14 protein-coding genes are annotated in these 14544 nt (G+C 67.5%); 7 read left to right on the top strand and 7 right to left on the bottom strand.

Features of this window, described 5'->3' with window-relative positions; genetic code table 11:
* The coding region (locus ACTOWK_RS16930) for a hypothetical protein (protein ID WP_441331274.1) at window positions 1–299 on the top strand (299 nt) is incomplete at its 5' end.
* On the opposite strand, the gene ACTOWK_RS16925 is transcribed toward ACTOWK_RS16930, so the two are convergent.
* Window positions 245–1063: an SDR family oxidoreductase gene (locus tag ACTOWK_RS16925; protein WP_441331273.1), complete on the bottom strand. Its 819-nt coding sequence runs from the start codon at window positions 1061–1063 to the stop codon at window positions 245–247. The two genes, ACTOWK_RS16930 and ACTOWK_RS16925, sit on opposite strands and share 55 nt — an antisense overlap.
* A 378-nt stretch (window positions 1064–1441) precedes the next feature.
* Window positions 1442–2101 (bottom strand): serine/threonine protein kinase, encoded by a 660-nt coding sequence (locus ACTOWK_RS16920; protein ID WP_441331272.1) that lies wholly within the window; start codon window positions 2099–2101, stop codon window positions 1442–1444.
* A gap of 201 nt (window positions 2102–2302) precedes the next feature.
* On the opposite strand from ACTOWK_RS16920, the gene ACTOWK_RS16915 reads away from it, so the two are divergent.
* Window positions 2303–4318, top strand: coding sequence for a VTT domain-containing protein (locus tag ACTOWK_RS16915; protein WP_441331271.1), 2016 nt, complete (start codon window positions 2303–2305; stop codon window positions 4316–4318).
* 56 nt (window positions 4319–4374) lie between these two features.
* Here ACTOWK_RS16915 and ACTOWK_RS16910 read toward each other — a convergent pair whose 3' ends face one another.
* The 3 genes from ACTOWK_RS16910 to ACTOWK_RS16900 form a co-directional block, all read right to left on the bottom strand.
* Complete coding sequence (locus ACTOWK_RS16910; protein ID WP_441331270.1) at window positions 4375–4965, bottom strand: LON peptidase substrate-binding domain-containing protein; 591 nt, start codon at window positions 4963–4965, stop codon at window positions 4375–4377.
* A 912-nt stretch (window positions 4966–5877) separates the two neighbouring features.
* Complete coding sequence (gene mpl / locus ACTOWK_RS16905; protein WP_441331278.1) at window positions 5878–7284, bottom strand: UDP-N-acetylmuramate:L-alanyl-gamma-D-glutamyl-meso-diaminopimelate ligase; 1407 nt, start codon at window positions 7282–7284, stop codon at window positions 5878–5880.
* Window positions 7285–7579: 295 nt separating this feature from the next.
* Entirely contained in the window at window positions 7580–8158 is a 579-nt protein-coding gene (locus ACTOWK_RS16900) for an adenylate kinase (RefSeq protein ID WP_031370360.1), read from the bottom strand.
* 185 nt (window positions 8159–8343) lie between these two features.
* On the opposite strand from ACTOWK_RS16900, the gene ACTOWK_RS16895 reads away from it, so the two are divergent.
* The 5 genes from ACTOWK_RS16895 (at window position 8344) to ACTOWK_RS16875 (ending at window position 13376) form a co-directional block, all read left to right on the top strand.
* Window positions 8344–9600 carry a 6-phosphofructokinase gene (locus tag ACTOWK_RS16895; RefSeq protein WP_441331269.1) on the top strand — a complete coding sequence of 419 codons (1257 nt, stop codon included), beginning with the start codon at window positions 8344–8346 and terminating at the stop codon, window positions 9598–9600.
* 118 nt (window positions 9601–9718) lie between these two features.
* The gene (locus tag ACTOWK_RS16890; protein WP_441331268.1) at window positions 9719–10777 is read left to right on the top strand and encodes a hypothetical protein; all 1059 of its coding nucleotides are present in this window, start codon (window positions 9719–9721) and stop codon (window positions 10775–10777) included.
* A gap of 81 nt (window positions 10778–10858) precedes the next feature.
* Complete coding sequence (locus ACTOWK_RS16885) at window positions 10859–11689, top strand: helix-turn-helix domain-containing protein (RefSeq protein WP_441331267.1); 831 nt, start codon at window positions 10859–10861, stop codon at window positions 11687–11689.
* A gap of 95 nt (window positions 11690–11784) precedes the next feature.
* Window positions 11785–12225 carry a VOC family protein gene (locus ACTOWK_RS16880; protein WP_441331266.1) on the top strand — a complete coding sequence of 147 codons (441 nt, stop codon included), beginning with the start codon at window positions 11785–11787 and terminating at the stop codon, window positions 12223–12225.
* 344 nt (window positions 12226–12569) lie between these two features.
* Window positions 12570–13376, top strand: coding sequence for a hypothetical protein (locus tag ACTOWK_RS16875; protein ID WP_441331265.1), 807 nt, complete (start codon window positions 12570–12572; stop codon window positions 13374–13376).
* A gap of 102 nt (window positions 13377–13478) precedes the next feature.
* On the opposite strand, the gene ACTOWK_RS16870 is transcribed toward ACTOWK_RS16875, so the two are convergent.
* Window positions 13479–14012 (bottom strand): hypothetical protein, encoded by a 534-nt coding sequence (locus ACTOWK_RS16870; RefSeq protein ID WP_441331264.1) that lies wholly within the window; start codon window positions 14010–14012, stop codon window positions 13479–13481.
* 195 nt (window positions 14013–14207) lie between these two features.
* Complete coding sequence (locus ACTOWK_RS16865) at window positions 14208–14399, bottom strand: hypothetical protein (RefSeq protein ID WP_441331263.1); 192 nt, start codon at window positions 14397–14399, stop codon at window positions 14208–14210.
* Window positions 14400–14544 lie beyond the last annotated feature (145 nt).

The raw sequence follows: 14544 nt of genomic DNA, 5'->3' as shown, positions 1-14544 counted from the left end.
AAAACAGCAAAACAGCAAAACAGCAAAACAGCAAAACAGCAAAACAGCAAAACAGCAAAACAGCAAAACAGCAAAACAGCAAAACAGCAAAACAGCAAAACAGCAAAACAGCAAAACAGCAAAACAGCAAAACAGATCAAAATCATTGCAACAGCAATCCTGCTACGCAGCTCACGCAGTTCGCGGAACGGAACGCGGTCGCGGCTTGCGCCGCTCCTACCCTTGGCCAGCCGGCCATCACCGATCAATCCAGAAACAAATCCGGCAACGGCTGCTTGCTCGCATCCACCGCGTACTGACTGAAGTCGGTCACGCCGGCCTGGCCCAGCACCTCTTCGTCGATCAGGAAGCGCCCATAGAACCCCTGCGCCGGGCGCACCAACACCGCGTGCACTGCATCGGCGACGATGCTCGGCTTGCGGCAACGATCCATCGGAATGCCGGGGATCAGGTTCAAGGCATCGGTGGCGATGATCGTCCGCGGCCACAGCGCGTTGACAGCGATGCCCTGCGGGCCGAACTCACCGGCCAGGCCCAAGGTGACGAAGCTCATGCCCATCTTGGCCAGGGTGTAGCCGGTATGCGGCGCCCACCACTTCACGTCCAGGCTCGGCGGCGGCGCCAGGGTCAGGATGTGCGGGTTCGCGGCCTGCTGCAGATACGGCAGGCAGGCCTGCGCGCACAAGAAACTGCCGCGCGAATTGACCTGCTGCATCAGGTCGAAACGCTTCATCGGCGTATCGAGCGTGCCGCGCAGCCAGATCGCGCTGGCGTTGTTGATCAGGATGTCGATGCCGCCGAAGGTGTCGACGACCGCGGCGACCGCGGCGTTGACCTCGTCTTCTTCGCGAATATCGCACTTGAGCGCGAGCGCGCGGCCACCGGCGGCCTCGACTTCGGCGGCGACGCTGTGGATCGTGCCCGGCAGCTTGGGATTGGCGACCGAGGACTTGGCGGCGATGGCGATGTTGGCGCCGTCGCGTGCGGCGCGCAGCGCGATCTCGCGGCCGATGCCGCGCGAGGCGCCGGTGATGAAGATGGTCTTGCCGGAGAGTGTGGACATGGCGGGATTCGAGAGGAAGGATTCGGGAGGGGCCAACGTAGGCGCTGGCCTGCAGCAGGCTTCATCCTAATCCGATTCGCGCCGCGCGAATCCGGACCGCAGGCTCGAACACGACGCGGCCGCTTCGCTGCCTCAAGAATCGCGTTGAATCAAGCGCTCAACCCGGCCACAACCATACCAACGCGACACACACCGCACGTTGCCGACTCGCTCGCGGCGTCACCGCCTCAACGAATACCAGCTTTCGTATCGAAGTTGCAGCCCAAAGCGCAGCCCCATACCAATGCGAGCCACACCGCACGCAATCGAGGCCCCAATCGCCGAGCTACCGCTCGAACGAGTCCCGAGTCCCGAGTGTCGAGTCCCGAAACCCGGCCCTCAAGGCTTCGGCCCCTGCCCCTCGTTGTCTTCCCAATGCAGGATGCGCCGGGTGACGAAGCGGTAGACCGGCTTGCCGGTCGCGAACCAGAGTTCGCGCAACCAGGAATGGCGCTTGAGCACGCGCCGTTCGACCGGGGTCAGCGCCTGCGGGCAATAGGTACGCTTGTGTTTGAGCAGGTGGCGCAGATCCTCGCGCGCCAACAGGCGCATCCAGCGCGAACGCGGGTCGCCACGGGTCGCGAGTTGGAAATCGATGATCGCCGGGCGGCCGTCGACCAGCACCAACCAGTTGGCTTCCTTGGCCAGGTCGTTATGGGCCAGACCGCGCCGATGCAGCCGTTGCAGCAAGCGCCGGGCCTGGCGGAAATAGGCCAGGTCGCCGTGCGGCGGACGCTGGTACATGGCGGCGCCGTCGAGATAGCTGCGGTCGAGCCGGCGCCCGTCCCAGCGCAGCAACTGTGGGGTGGCTTCGAGGCCGTCGACGCGCTGCAGCGCGCGCGCCTCGCGCCGCGCCAGCCACCACGCCGGCACACGCAACCACCACGGCACGTGGCCCAGGTCGCGGCGCACGAACAGACCGGCGCGATCGCGCATCAGGGCGATACGGCCGAAGCTGTCGGCCTTGAGTGCGGCAACTTCGATGACGTCGGAGGACATGCCGTCAGTGTAGCCGGGACTCGGGACTCGGGACTCGGGACTCGGGACTCGGGACAGGCAAATGCATCAACCAAAGCCAGGCAAGCGCTTCACGATTCTGGATGCCCCATTCCCGCCGCCCTGCGCGTGCCGTTGGTCACGGCCTGCCGCCGAGCGCCGGCAGTCATCCGCGCAACAGACATCGCTGCCTATAATCGGCCGATGGAACCTGCCTGGCTAGAAAGCGCGACCGCATGGATCGCGGCCAATCCGATCGCCGCAGGCGTCGTGATCTTCTTGATCGCGTTCTGCGATGCCCTGGTCATCGTCGGCATCGTGGTGCCTGCCCTGCCCCTGCTGTTCGCGGTCGGCACCCTGGTCGGCCTTGGCCATATCAGCGGTCCGTATGCGCTGGTCTGCTCGACTCTCGGCGCCTTCGCCGGCGACGGCCTGAGCTACTGGGTCGGCTACCGCTGGGGGCCGCAGTTGCGCCAGCGCTGGCCGTTCTCGCGTTATCCGCAATGGCTGGACCGCGGCGAGGGCCTGTTCCGCCGCCACGGCAGCAAGAGCATCGTGATCGCGCGCTTCGTCGGCGCGGTGCGGCCGTTCGTGCCGGCGATCGCCGGCATGTTGAAGATGCCGATGAAGCGCTACGCGATTCCGAGTTTCGGCGCCTGTCTGGTGTGGTCGGCCCTGTTCCTCGCGCCCGGCTGGGTGCTCGGCGCTTCCTACGATGCGGTCGCCGCGGTCGCCGATCGCCTCGCGATCGTGCTCGGCGCCTTGCTGGTCGCGGTCGCCCTGGTCTGGGCCACGGTGCTCTACACCTGGCGCTGGTTCGCCTCGCACGCCAACAACCTGCTCGCGCGTGCTCTGCGCTGGACCCGCGCGCATCCGCGCCTCGGCCGTTACGCCGCGGCCCTGATCGACCCCAATCGCCCCGAATCGGCCTCGCTGGTGATGCTGGCGGTGTGCCTGCTCGGGATCAGCTGGATCTGGTTCACCCTGCTCGCCAGCCTGCTCGCGAGCGGCGGGCCGCTGGCGATCGATCACAGCGTCCATGAGTTCATGTGGACGTTGCGCAATCCGCTCGCCGACCGCTTGATGGCGGGGCTGGCGAGCCTGGGCGATGCCGCCGTGCTCGGTCCGGCGTCGCTCGCCGTGTTGATTTACCTGGGCTGGCGCCGACGCTGGATGGCCGCGGCGCACTGGGTCGGCGCGATCGTGTTCGGCCTCGCCCTGACTTCGTTGCTGGAAGCGGCGATCGACATGCCGCGCCCGCCGACCGCGCCAGCCGGCTTCGGCTTCCCGTCGGTCGCTGTGACCATGACCACGATCGTATTCGGCTTCTTCGCCGTGCTGATCGCCCGCGAACTGCCGGGCCGGCAACGGGTATGGCCGTATTTGCTGGCCGGAGTGGTCACCACCTTGGTCGGCTTCGCCCGCCTCTACCTGGGCGCGCACTGGCCCAGCGACCTGGTCGGCGGCACCTTGTTCGGCATCGTCTGGCTGTTGCTGCTCGGCATCGCCTATCGCCGCCACGTCGCGCGCTCGTTCTGGATGCGGCCGCTGGCCTGGCTGTTCTATACCGTTTTCGTCGCCGCCGCGCTGTGGCATGCGCCGCGCTCGGCCGACGCCTTGCTGGCGAAATTCGCCGCCGCCACGCCGACCACGGTGCTCGAAGCCGGGCCGTGGTGGAAACGCGACTGGGCGACGCTGCCCGCGCAACGCAACGAGAGCGACGTACGCCAGCGTTGGCCGCTCGACATCCAGATCGCCGGCCCCTTGCCGCCGCTGCGCGCGAGCCTGGAAGCCAACGGCTGGCGCGTGCAGGAACAGGCCGACTGGCTGGCGACCATCGCCCTGCTCGACGACGATGCGCCGCCGCGCGACCAGATCGTGTTGCCGGCCACCTTGGATGCGCAGGCCGAAGCGCTGCTGATGCTGCGCGACGGGCCGAGCCCGGACGTGCAATACGCCCTGCGCCTGTGGCCGGCGCCGGCGGTGCTGTCCGACGGCACCCCGCTGTGGGTCGGCAGCACCCAGACCCTGCGTTTGAACAAGCCCTTCAACGCCGCCGCGCTGTGGCTGCCGCAATCCGACGACGGCCGCGCCCATGCCGAAGTCCGCAAGGCACTGACCGGCTTCACCATGATCGAGCAGGCGCACCCGAAGAACGGCACGCGCGTGTTGCGTCTGCAATCGCAGTATCGAGTGCCGGGTAGCGATCCGGCGCCGTGAGTTTGCCGCAAGGCCGGCGCCCGCCTTTGCGCGGCGCCGATCGATTGCGTATCGGCTTAGGGCAATACCGTCAGCAAGTGATCCAGGCGCTGATGCGGCCCGTCCATCTGCAGCAAGGCCTGCCGTTGGGTCAACGACAGCGGCAATAGCTCGGTTAGCCGCCAGCCGACCCAGGCCGCGTCGTCCATGCACGAATGCGGCGCCTTGGCGTGCTCGCCACCGATCTGTTCGAGCAGGTGCTCCAGCAAGGTGACCAGCAGCGAATGCTCGGGCCGCACCACTTCGCTGGTGTCCGGCTCGCACCACTGCACCTCGGCGACCTGCAGGCCGTTATCGCGCACGCGCACCCGCTCGGCGTGGAAGCGCCGCACCCCGCGCACGCGCAAGGTCAGCAGACCGTCGTCGCCGGTGCCGAAATCCTCGATCACCGCCTCGGTGCCGTAAGCCGCGGCCGTGGCCGGCGCGCCGGCCTCCTGGCCGTCGATGATCAGACAGACGCCGAAACCGCGCCCCTGCCGGCCGCAATCGCGTACCAGGTCCAGATAACGCCGCTCGAACACGCGCAAGCCGAGCGCCGCACCGGGCACCAGTACGGTATGCAGGGGAAACAGGCCGAGCGATTCGGAAGCGGCGATGTCTTGGGACATGGCCGCAGTGTAGCCAAGACCGGGCGCGGCCACGATATGGGGTGGATAGTTGGTGGCTCTGTGGCCGACAGTGGCGTATGCCGCAGAGGTTTCTTGGTCGGCGATTACAGGCCGTTGCCGTTGCCGTTGCCGTTGCCGTTGCCCAGATTTTGATCTGCTTTGCTGCTTTGCCGATCAACAGTAGACCCGTAGGGCGGCCCGCATGGATGCGGGCCGTGCGCAAGCAGGCCATGGATGGCCTGTCTGGAGCATCCCTGCGTCGGCATCGATCGTGCGGGCTTGTGCCCTTGCAAGGAGAGCCCTTTTCTTTGGTTACCTTTCTTTTGGGCTTAGCAAAAGAAAGTAACCCGGCCGCGTCAGCGGGCGGAAGCTTTGCTCTTGCTTGTGGCTTGTGGCTTCTTGCGAAGCAAGATCAAACGCTAAGAGCTTCCGCCACTAAAGCGGCGGGTTACTTTCTTTTGTCATAAGCAACAAAAGAAAGGTAACCAAAGAAAAATGCTTTGTTTTGAATCACAGGCCCGCGCGGGCGGTGCATGCGCAGGGATTTTTCATACGGGACATCCTTGTCCCGATGAAAAACGGCCCGCATCCATGCGGGCCGCCCTTTGGGTCTTCTTTAGCCTTCGCTAGTGCGATGCGGCGCACAGCAACGGCAACGGCAACAACAACAGCAACGGCAAAATCCTTATGCAAAGGCAAAAGCCAGTCTGGCCTGGCGTTGTGGGCAGCGCCGTTTCGGGGACGGACGCGGTCGCGGCTCGCGCCGCTCCTACCCTCGCGAGGGTGCGCTGCTTCTATCACAGACGTCGGCGTTGCAGTCTCTGCGCATTCCGCGGTCGCGGCTTATGACCGTAGGAAATCCCTGTGGGACGCCGCTCCTACATTGGAGAGGAGGCGGCGGCAGCGACGCGACTACGCCACCTGCGCGTCCCGCAACGCGGCGAAGAACCGCCTCGGCGCGCCGTCGAAACCGCCGTTCGACATGAACACGACATGGTCGCCGGCGCGTACGCGTTCGCTCAACGCGGCGATCAGGGCATCGGCGTCGGGCACGGTTACGCCCTCGCCGCGCAGACCGGCCACAACCTTGCCCGCATCCCAGGCCAACTCGGGCCGATGCAGGAACACCACGGTGTCGGCGCCATCGAGCGAAGGCGCCAGGGCGTCGGAATGCGCGCCCAGGCGCATCGAATTGCTGCGCGGTTCCATCGCCACGACGATGCGCGCGCTGCCGACGCGTGCGCGCAGGCCGGCGAGCGTGGTGGCGATCGCGGTCGGATGATGGGCGAAGTCGTCATAAACGGTGACGCCGCCGGTTTCGCCGATCACTTCCAGGCGGCGCTTGACGCTGCGGAAGGCGGCCAGGGCCGGCAATACGCTGGCGACGTCGACGCCTACCGCATTCGCGGCGGCCAAGGCGGCCAGCGCGTTCATGACGTTGTGGCGGCCCAGCAAGGGCCAACGCACCTCGCCAAGTTCGACGCCGTCGTGGATCACCGCAAAGGCGCTGCCGTCGGCTTCGATCAAGCGCGCGGTCCATTCGAAGGCCGGCGTGGCGGACGCCGACTCGGACTCGGACTCGGACTGCAGGCCGAACCGTTCGACCGGGGTCCAGCAGCCCATCGCCAGCACTTCGCTCAGGCGCTCGTCTTCGCCGTTGACGATCAGGCGGCCGCGGCGCGGCACGGTGCGCACCAGGTGATGGAACTGGCGCTGGATCGCGGCGACGTCGGGAAAGATGTCGGCGTGGTCGTATTCGAGGTTGTTGAGGATCGCCACCAGCGGACGGTAGTGGACGAACTTGCTGCGTTTGTCGAAGAAGGCGGTGTCGTACTCGTCGGCTTCGACCACGAACTCGCGGCCGGCACCGATGCGCGCGGACACGCCGAAGTCTTCGGCGACGCCGCCGATCAGAAAGCCCGGCTGGCGGCCGGCGGCTTCCAGCAACCAGGTCAGGATGGTCGTAGTCGTGGTCTTGCCGTGGGTGCCGGCGACGGCGAGCGTGTCGCGTCCCGGCAGCACCTGTTCGCTCAGCCACTGTGCGCCGGAGGTATAACGGCGACCGTCGTCGAGGACCTGTTCGACCGCGGCGTTGCCGCGCGACAGCGCGTTGCCGACCACGATCTCGTCGCAATCGGCGCCGATGTATTCCGGCTTGTAGCCTTGCTTGAGCGCGATGCCGAGCTGTTCGAGCTGGGTCGACATCGGCGGGTAGACCGCCTGGTCGCTGCCTTCGACCTCATGGCCGAGTTCGCGTGCGAGCGCGGCGACGCCGCCCATGAAGGTGCCGGCGATGCCCAAGATATGTAGCTTCAAGATCCGAGGTCCTGGATTAACGTCGAAGGTCCAACGCAAGCGGCTGCTGCACGGCACTCACTCCCCCGCTCCCGCCTGCGCAAGAGGGCAAAGGTTGGGGGCGTGCGAGTCGGCGTGCGCAGAAGCTCCACGGCTGCCGATCCCGCTGCCACGAAACCGGCGCGGCGACTGGGAGAGCGAATGCCCTCACCCCACCCCTCTCCCGCAAGCGGGAGAGGGAGAAGAACCGGTGCGCGAATGCAGCGCAGCGAGAAACGGAGCAAAGCCGAAGCGCGAACGCAGTGCAGAAAGAACGGGGTCAGCCGACCGTCGGCGCCGGTTCCAGCGCTTCGATGATGCGGGTGAACACCACGTCCAGCGAGCCGACGCCGTCGACCACGGTCAGACGGCCATGCTGGCGGTAGTACTCGATGACCGGCGCGGTCACGTCGTCGTAGACCTTCAGGCGCGTGCGTACCGCTTCCGGGCTGTCGTCGACGCGGCCCTGCTCGGCGGCGCGGCCGGCGATGCGCTGGACCAGCAATTCGGTCGGCACTTCGAGCTGCACGGCGAAGTCCATCGGCTGGCCGATTTTCTTGAGCAGCACGTCGAGCGCATCGGCCTGGGCCAGGTTGCGCGGGTAACCGTCGAGGATGAAACCGCCGGCGGTGTCGGGACGCGAGAAACGGTCCTCGAGCATGCCGAGCAGAATCTCGTCGCTGACCAGGTTGCCGGCGTCCATCACCGCCTTGGCTTCCAGACCCAACTTGGAACCGGCCGCGACTTCGCCGCGCAATAGATCGCCGGTGGAAATATGCGGCACCTGCAAATGCTCCTTAAGCCGCGCAGCCTGCGTGCCCTTGCCGGAACCGGGCGCGCCCAGAAGTACCAATCGCATCAACATCGCTCCTGAAAACTAACGAAATCGTCGCGGCCGGCGTTCGCCACGCCAGCCTCGCAGCCCACCGGCCGCCCGAGGCTGGCCAGTTCGCGGGGCGGCGCTACACTCGGAGCCGCCATTCACCCGCCGGGCAAAATATTGCTGGCAGCTTACCGCAATCCGGCCGAAATCCTGGAATCCCCATGCCCAACGGAACTCTGCTGTACGCCCAATCCGGCGGTGTGACCGCCGTCATCAATGCCACGGCCTCGGCCGTGATCGAGACCGCCCGGGCCCGCAAGGTCAAGGTGCTGGCGGCCCGCAACGGCATCCTCGGCGCCCTGCGCGAGGAGTTGATCGACACCTCCCGGGAGTCGGCGGCGGCGATCCGCGCCCTCGGCCACACCCCCGGCGGCGCCTTCGGCTCGTGCCGGGTCAAGCTCAAGTCGCTGGAGGCCGACCGCGCCCGCTACGAGCGCTTGCTGGCCGTGCTCAAGGCCCACGACGTGCGCTGGTTCCTCTACAACGGCGGCAACGACTCGGCCGACACCGCGCTCAAAGTGTCCCGGCTCGCGGCCGAGTTCGGCTATCCGTTGACCTGCATCGGGGTGCCGAAGACGGTCGACAACGACCTGGCCGTGACCGACTGCTGTCCCGGCTTCGGCTCGGCCGCCAAGTACACCGCCGTGTCGGTGCGCGAGGCCGCCCTGGACGTGGCGGCGATGGCCGAGACCTCGACCAAGGTCTTCGTCTACGAGGCCATGGGCCGCCACGCCGGCTGGCTGGCCGCGGCCGCCGGCCTGGCCGGCCAGGGCGCCGACGAGGCCCCGCACCTGATCCTGTTTCCGGAACGCCCCTTCGACGAGGCCGACTTCTTCGCCAAGGTCCGCGCCACGGTCGAACGCGTCGGCTATTGCGTGGTGGTCGCCAGCGAAGGCATCCAGACCGCCGATGGCCGCTTCGTCGCCGATGCCGGCGGCGGCCACGACTCCTTCGGCCATACCCAGCTCGGCGGGGTCGCCTCGCACTTGGCCGGACGGGTTAAGGACGCGCTGGGCTACAAGGTGCATTGGGCTCTGCCCGACTATCTGCAACGCTCGGCCCGCCACCTGGCCTCCAAGACCGACGTCGAGCAGGCCCGCGCGGTCGGCAAGGCCGCGGTCGAGTTCGCGCTGAAGGGCCAGAACTCGGTCATGCCGGTGATCGTGCGCACTTCCGACGCGCCGTATCGCTGGAAGATCGAGGCCGCGCCGCTGAGCAAGGTGGCCAATCACGAGAAGAAGATGCCGGCCGGGTTCCTGCGTAAGGACGGCTACGGCATCACCGCTAAGGCCCGCGCCTACCTGGAGCCGCTGATCCGCGGCGAAGCCCCGCCGCCGTACGGCCGCGACGGCCTGCCCAAGTACGTGGCGCTGAAGAACGTCGCGGTGAAACCCAAACTGCCGGCCTTCGAAGGCTGAGCGAACTGCGACGGCCGGCCGCTAACCGAACCGCGACACCGGCCTGAGCGCGCCGCCCGAGCGGGGCGGCGCTATCCTCGGGCGGCGGCGGGTCGCCGCCCCAAGGACACGTTCGATCATGGACCGTTGGACGAACACCGCCACGAAGGCCGCCAAGAAGGCCGCACTGTCGGCCAGCCTCGCCGCCCTCGTGCTGGCGGCGGGGGCGGCGCATGCCGGCGAGGGTTATCTGTTGCACCGCTATGGCGAGCGGCCCGCGCGCGGCCTGATCTATGCCGACAGCAATTGGATCGAAACCGCCCTGCCGCCCGAAGAAGAAAGCCGGATCCTGTTCGAGCAGGGCCCCGACGCGGCGATGAGCGCGCGCGAAGCGGCGCCGCGCTCGATCCAGGTGTTCGAGGTCATGGAGCACAAGTCCGCGCCGGACAAGATCGTCCACCATCTGCAGTTCGACTGCGCGCGCGGACAAGCGCGCAGCACCGCCACCGAGGTGTATCGGCGCAACGACACCGAGGAAACCCGGGCGCCGAGCGAGTGGGCGCCCACGCCGGCCGGCTGGATGACCCAGGCGCAGCGCTTCGCCTGCGACCCGGCCTCGCGCAACCCCGAACACGGCATGACCCCGCTCGACGGCGCGGCGAACCTGCTGACCGTGGTCGAGCTGTCCTGGCAACGCTTCTGGACCGACGGCAAGCGGCCGCGTTACACCAGCACCCGCTCCAAGACCCAGACCGCGGCGCGCCGGCAGCAAGTCGAGAACACGCTCGCGCGCTTGTCCGGCGCGATGGACCGGGTCCACGCCGAACTGCGCGACCAGCAGGACGACGCCCGCGCCCAGGCCGAAGCCTCGGCGCGCAGCGCACGCGCCAGCGAACGCCGCGAACGCACGCCGAACCCGGCGCTGGAAAGCTGGATCGACGCACCGTTGCAATTGCTGGTCGGCACCTGGGGCGATCCGCTTTCGTACCGCGACGAAGCCGACAGCCGCTCGCTGCATTACCTCCTGCCCGCGGCCGAACCCGCGCGCGACTCGGCCGCGCCGGCCCCGCCCGCGGACGCCGGCCGCTGCGCGATCAAGTTCATGGTCCGCAACAGCAAGGTCTTCGACTACACCGCCAGCGGCGCCGGCAGCTCGTGCAAGAACGCCGCGGTGCCGGCGCGCTCGGTGTCGATGTGAACGCGCGGGGCCCCCAGGCCTCGAATCCGGGCGCATGATCGTGCTGCCGCCTCCGCGACACCACGACATCGCCCCGCCGCCATGAGCGCCGAACCTTCCCTGCCGGCTTCGTTGCATCCGTGGATCGAACGCATCTGGGTGTGCGAGCGCCCGAGCCAGGCACCGAGCGCCTTGCGCGAGCATTCCTTGCCGAACGGCGCGATGCATCTGGTCGTGCGCCTGGACGGACCCCCGCTGCGTTTGTACGCCGATGCCGACGACCGCATCGGCCGCCGCCATGCCGCCGCGACCGTGGCCGGCATCCGCGCCGCGTATTGCATCAAGGACACCTCGGCGCCGGCCGCCTCGGTCGGCGCGGTGCTGCGCCCGGGCGCGGCGCTGGCCTTGTTCGGCGTATCCGCGGCCGAGCTCGCCGGCCAGCACGTGCCGCTGGGCGATCTGTGCGGCAGCGCCGCCGGCCTGCTGTACGAACGCCTGGCGGCGACCGGGGACGCGCAAGCTCGCCGCCGGCTGTTCGAACGCTTCCTGCAGCAACGCCTGCGACCGCAGCGCGGCCTCGATCCGCAGATCGTGCAGGCGGCGACCCGGCTCGAACGCGAGTCCGGCGCCGATGAGGCCATCGCCGCGATCGCCGAGGCCGGCGGCCGCAGCCATCGCCATTTCATCGCCGGTTTCCGCGATGCGGTCGGCCTGGCGCCCAAGCGCTATGCGCGCGTGCAACGCTTCCGTCGCCTGCTCGCGGCCTTGTCGGCGACGCCGCGGCCGGCGTGGGCCCAGCTCGCGCTCGACCACGGTTATTTCGACCAGTCGCACCTGATCGGCGAGTTCCGCGAGTTCGCCGGGGTCAGCCCGCGCGAGTATCTGGCTGCACCGCTCGCCTCGCCGCATCATCTGCCGATCCGGCCGGTCTGAGCAGGCGAAACGCCGCTCGACGCCGGTCAATTTTTTCCAATCCTCGCGCACGGCCCGCAGCCATGCTGGCGCCGTCATCCACCACGGAGCCCGCCATGGCCGTCCACGAGTTGTTTTCCTATCTGTGCGTCGGCGACGCGCAGGCCGCGATCGCGTTCTACTGCAAGGTCTTCGACGCCACCGAGAAATTCCGCCTGGTCGAACCCGGGGGCCGCATCGGCCACGTCGAACTCGACCTCGGCGGCACCACCTTGATGCTGTGCGAGGAATTTCCCGAGGTCGAAATCCGCCGCCCCGAGCCGGAACGCGGCCACAGCCACACCCTGCACCTGCATGTCGACGATGCCGACGACGTGGTCGCACGCGCGGTCGCCGCCGGCGCGCAACTGGCGATGGCGCCGCGCGATCACTTCTACGGCGAACGCTCGGGCACGGTCATCGATCCCTTCGGTCATCGCTGGAACATCGGCCACAGCATCGAGCAGATCGAGCCCGACGAAATGCAGCGGCGCTACGAACAGGACCCCAGCTGTTGAGGACTACAGGCTGAAAACCGCAGGCTGAGGAAGACCGACCGAGGCTCGCGGGCCGCGTCCCGCGCGGCCCACGGAGCTCGACGCCCAGGCCGCACACGGCACGTGACTGTGACATCGACGATGGTCGCGCAGGCGATGCTGCGGCCGCCTTGCGCGGCCGCGAGTTCAGTTTTCGCGGGCGCCGCAAGCTGTGCGCTGCGTCAGGAATAGGCACACAACACATTACCCCTGGCGGGAAACCCGTTGAATCGCCTGGGCGATTGCGGCACTCTGCCATCGCGCGCGTTCATGCACTTAATGGCGGACGCACGGACGCTGAGTTTCGACATATCAAGGAGGCCTTCATGAAAGGCAAGCTGTTACCGCTGCTCATTCTCTTGCTGCCCTCGGCTTCGGCCCTGGCCGGCAAGTGCGAAGACAATTTCACCAAGTCCGGCAATCCGCTCAAGGGCACCGAGTATTCGACCTCGGTGACCGTGCCAGGCCTCAGCGTCGCCAGCGCGGTCGGCCAGATGAACAACATCGCCGTATCCGACGGCATGAACGTGATCGATGCGAACAGCGAGTCCGGCTCGCTGCTGCTCGAGGTGTCGCCGAATGTCGCCCATCGCGGCCTGCAGGTCTATGTGACCGCGGTGGCGGACGGCACCGTGACCATGCTGATGAAGACGCGCCGCGGCGCGCTGGCCAATGCCGACTCGATCAAGACCTCGATGTGCAAGATGCTGTACCAGCTCAAGCCCGGCAAGGCACCGCCGAAGGCCGCTGGCGGCAGCGCCAAGCCGATCTCGATCTCGGCGATCAAGCTGGCCGACGAAGTCTCCAAGACCGTCCAGGACAACGTCGCGATGCTCGACGTGCGCAACAAGGGCAAGACTTACCGTGTCAGCGGCTACTTCCTGGGTTCGGAATCCGGCAGCGGCGGCCTGAGCGTGTTCTACGACATGAAGCCCTCGTTGCTGCCGGGCTTCATTCCGAGCAGCCGCGACGCCATCGTCTTCACCCGCGTGATGTGCCACATGGCCTCGGACCAGCGCGGTTACTCGATGACTTTGCGCAAGGGCGACAAGCTCGACCTGGTCGGCACCTTCGACTCCTACCAGGCCGACACCCGCCTGATCCACATCGGCAACTGCCGGGTCGCCAAGTAAGCGCAGCGGCTTCGCAACGAAGCCGCCGCACTGAAGCGGGATAAAAGAAAGGGCCGCAATGCGGCCCTTTCTTTATGCGCGATGCTTATCGGGCATGCTTACTCAGCCGCCGCAGGCCTGGCCCTCGACCTTCATCGAGGCGGCGAACATCGGAATCGCGGCGAGCTTGTTGGCCGCGGCCTTTTCCTTTTCGTCCTGCAGGTACAGGCGCGACTTGCCCTGCGCATCCAGGGTCGGCGGCACCGCGGCCGAGGCCGGCTTGCGCCAGATCCGCACCACCGCCTGTTGCTGCGGGCAGGCAGCGTTGGGCACGCGGATCAGATCGTTGAACTTCCAGCCGCTCGCTTCGGACGGCTGCGCCTTGGCGGCGTCGACGAAGCGCGCACGCGGCTGGCAGTTCGGGCTGGTGCGCACGACCGCGAATTTGTAGGGGTCGGCGGCCTGGCCGGTGAATATGCCCTCGACCCGCGCGCAGGCTTCGGGAATCTGGCGCAGGGTGTGCAGGCGGGCAACCGCCTGGGCCGGAATCGGCCCGCGCTGGATCTCGGGCGCCGGGTCGGCGGTGGTGGCGGCGGTCGTGAGCGCAGGCAGGCCCGCGCACAGGATCGAAACGAACAGCACTGGGACGAATCGCATCGTCGGCTCCGGTCTCACAAGGCCGGCGCAGACTGGCACGCATTGGCTGAACCCTCGCCGGCCGGGGACAGGCGCCCCGGTACAGGCGCCGGCGGCCACCACGAACGCGCCGGCCGCCGGGATGCGGCGGCCGGCGCTTCAACCGATCAGGCCGACTCGACCGGCGATGACTCGATCGGCCTTACCCCACCGGGCTTACTCGACCGGAATGGGGCACTGCTTCTGCACGCAGCACGCCCAGCAATAGGTCTGGGTGTTGCCGGACAGCTTGCAGTCGTAAATGCACTGCGCCATTTCCGGGGTGATGCTGGAGCCGCCGGCCGCGGCGGTCAGCCCAAGCCCCATACCGAACACGAACACACAACATGCGATCAGCTTCTTGCTCATGGATATCTCCTGACTTGAGGTTCGATGGAAAACCCTTTCCTGTACTCAAGCGCACACGGTCGTCGGCGCCGCAAGGACGGGTCCGACCGTGGCTCCCCCTGCGGGCCATGCCCGCAGTACGCATCGGCACAACCGTGGCGATTCC

Source organism: Lysobacter sp. CA196, from assembly GCF_052078695.1.
Taxonomy (GTDB): domain Bacteria; phylum Pseudomonadota; class Gammaproteobacteria; order Xanthomonadales; family Xanthomonadaceae; genus Lysobacter.
Note: the sequence above shows the minus strand (reverse complement) of the source record. Positions and strands in the feature narration are given on the sequence as shown.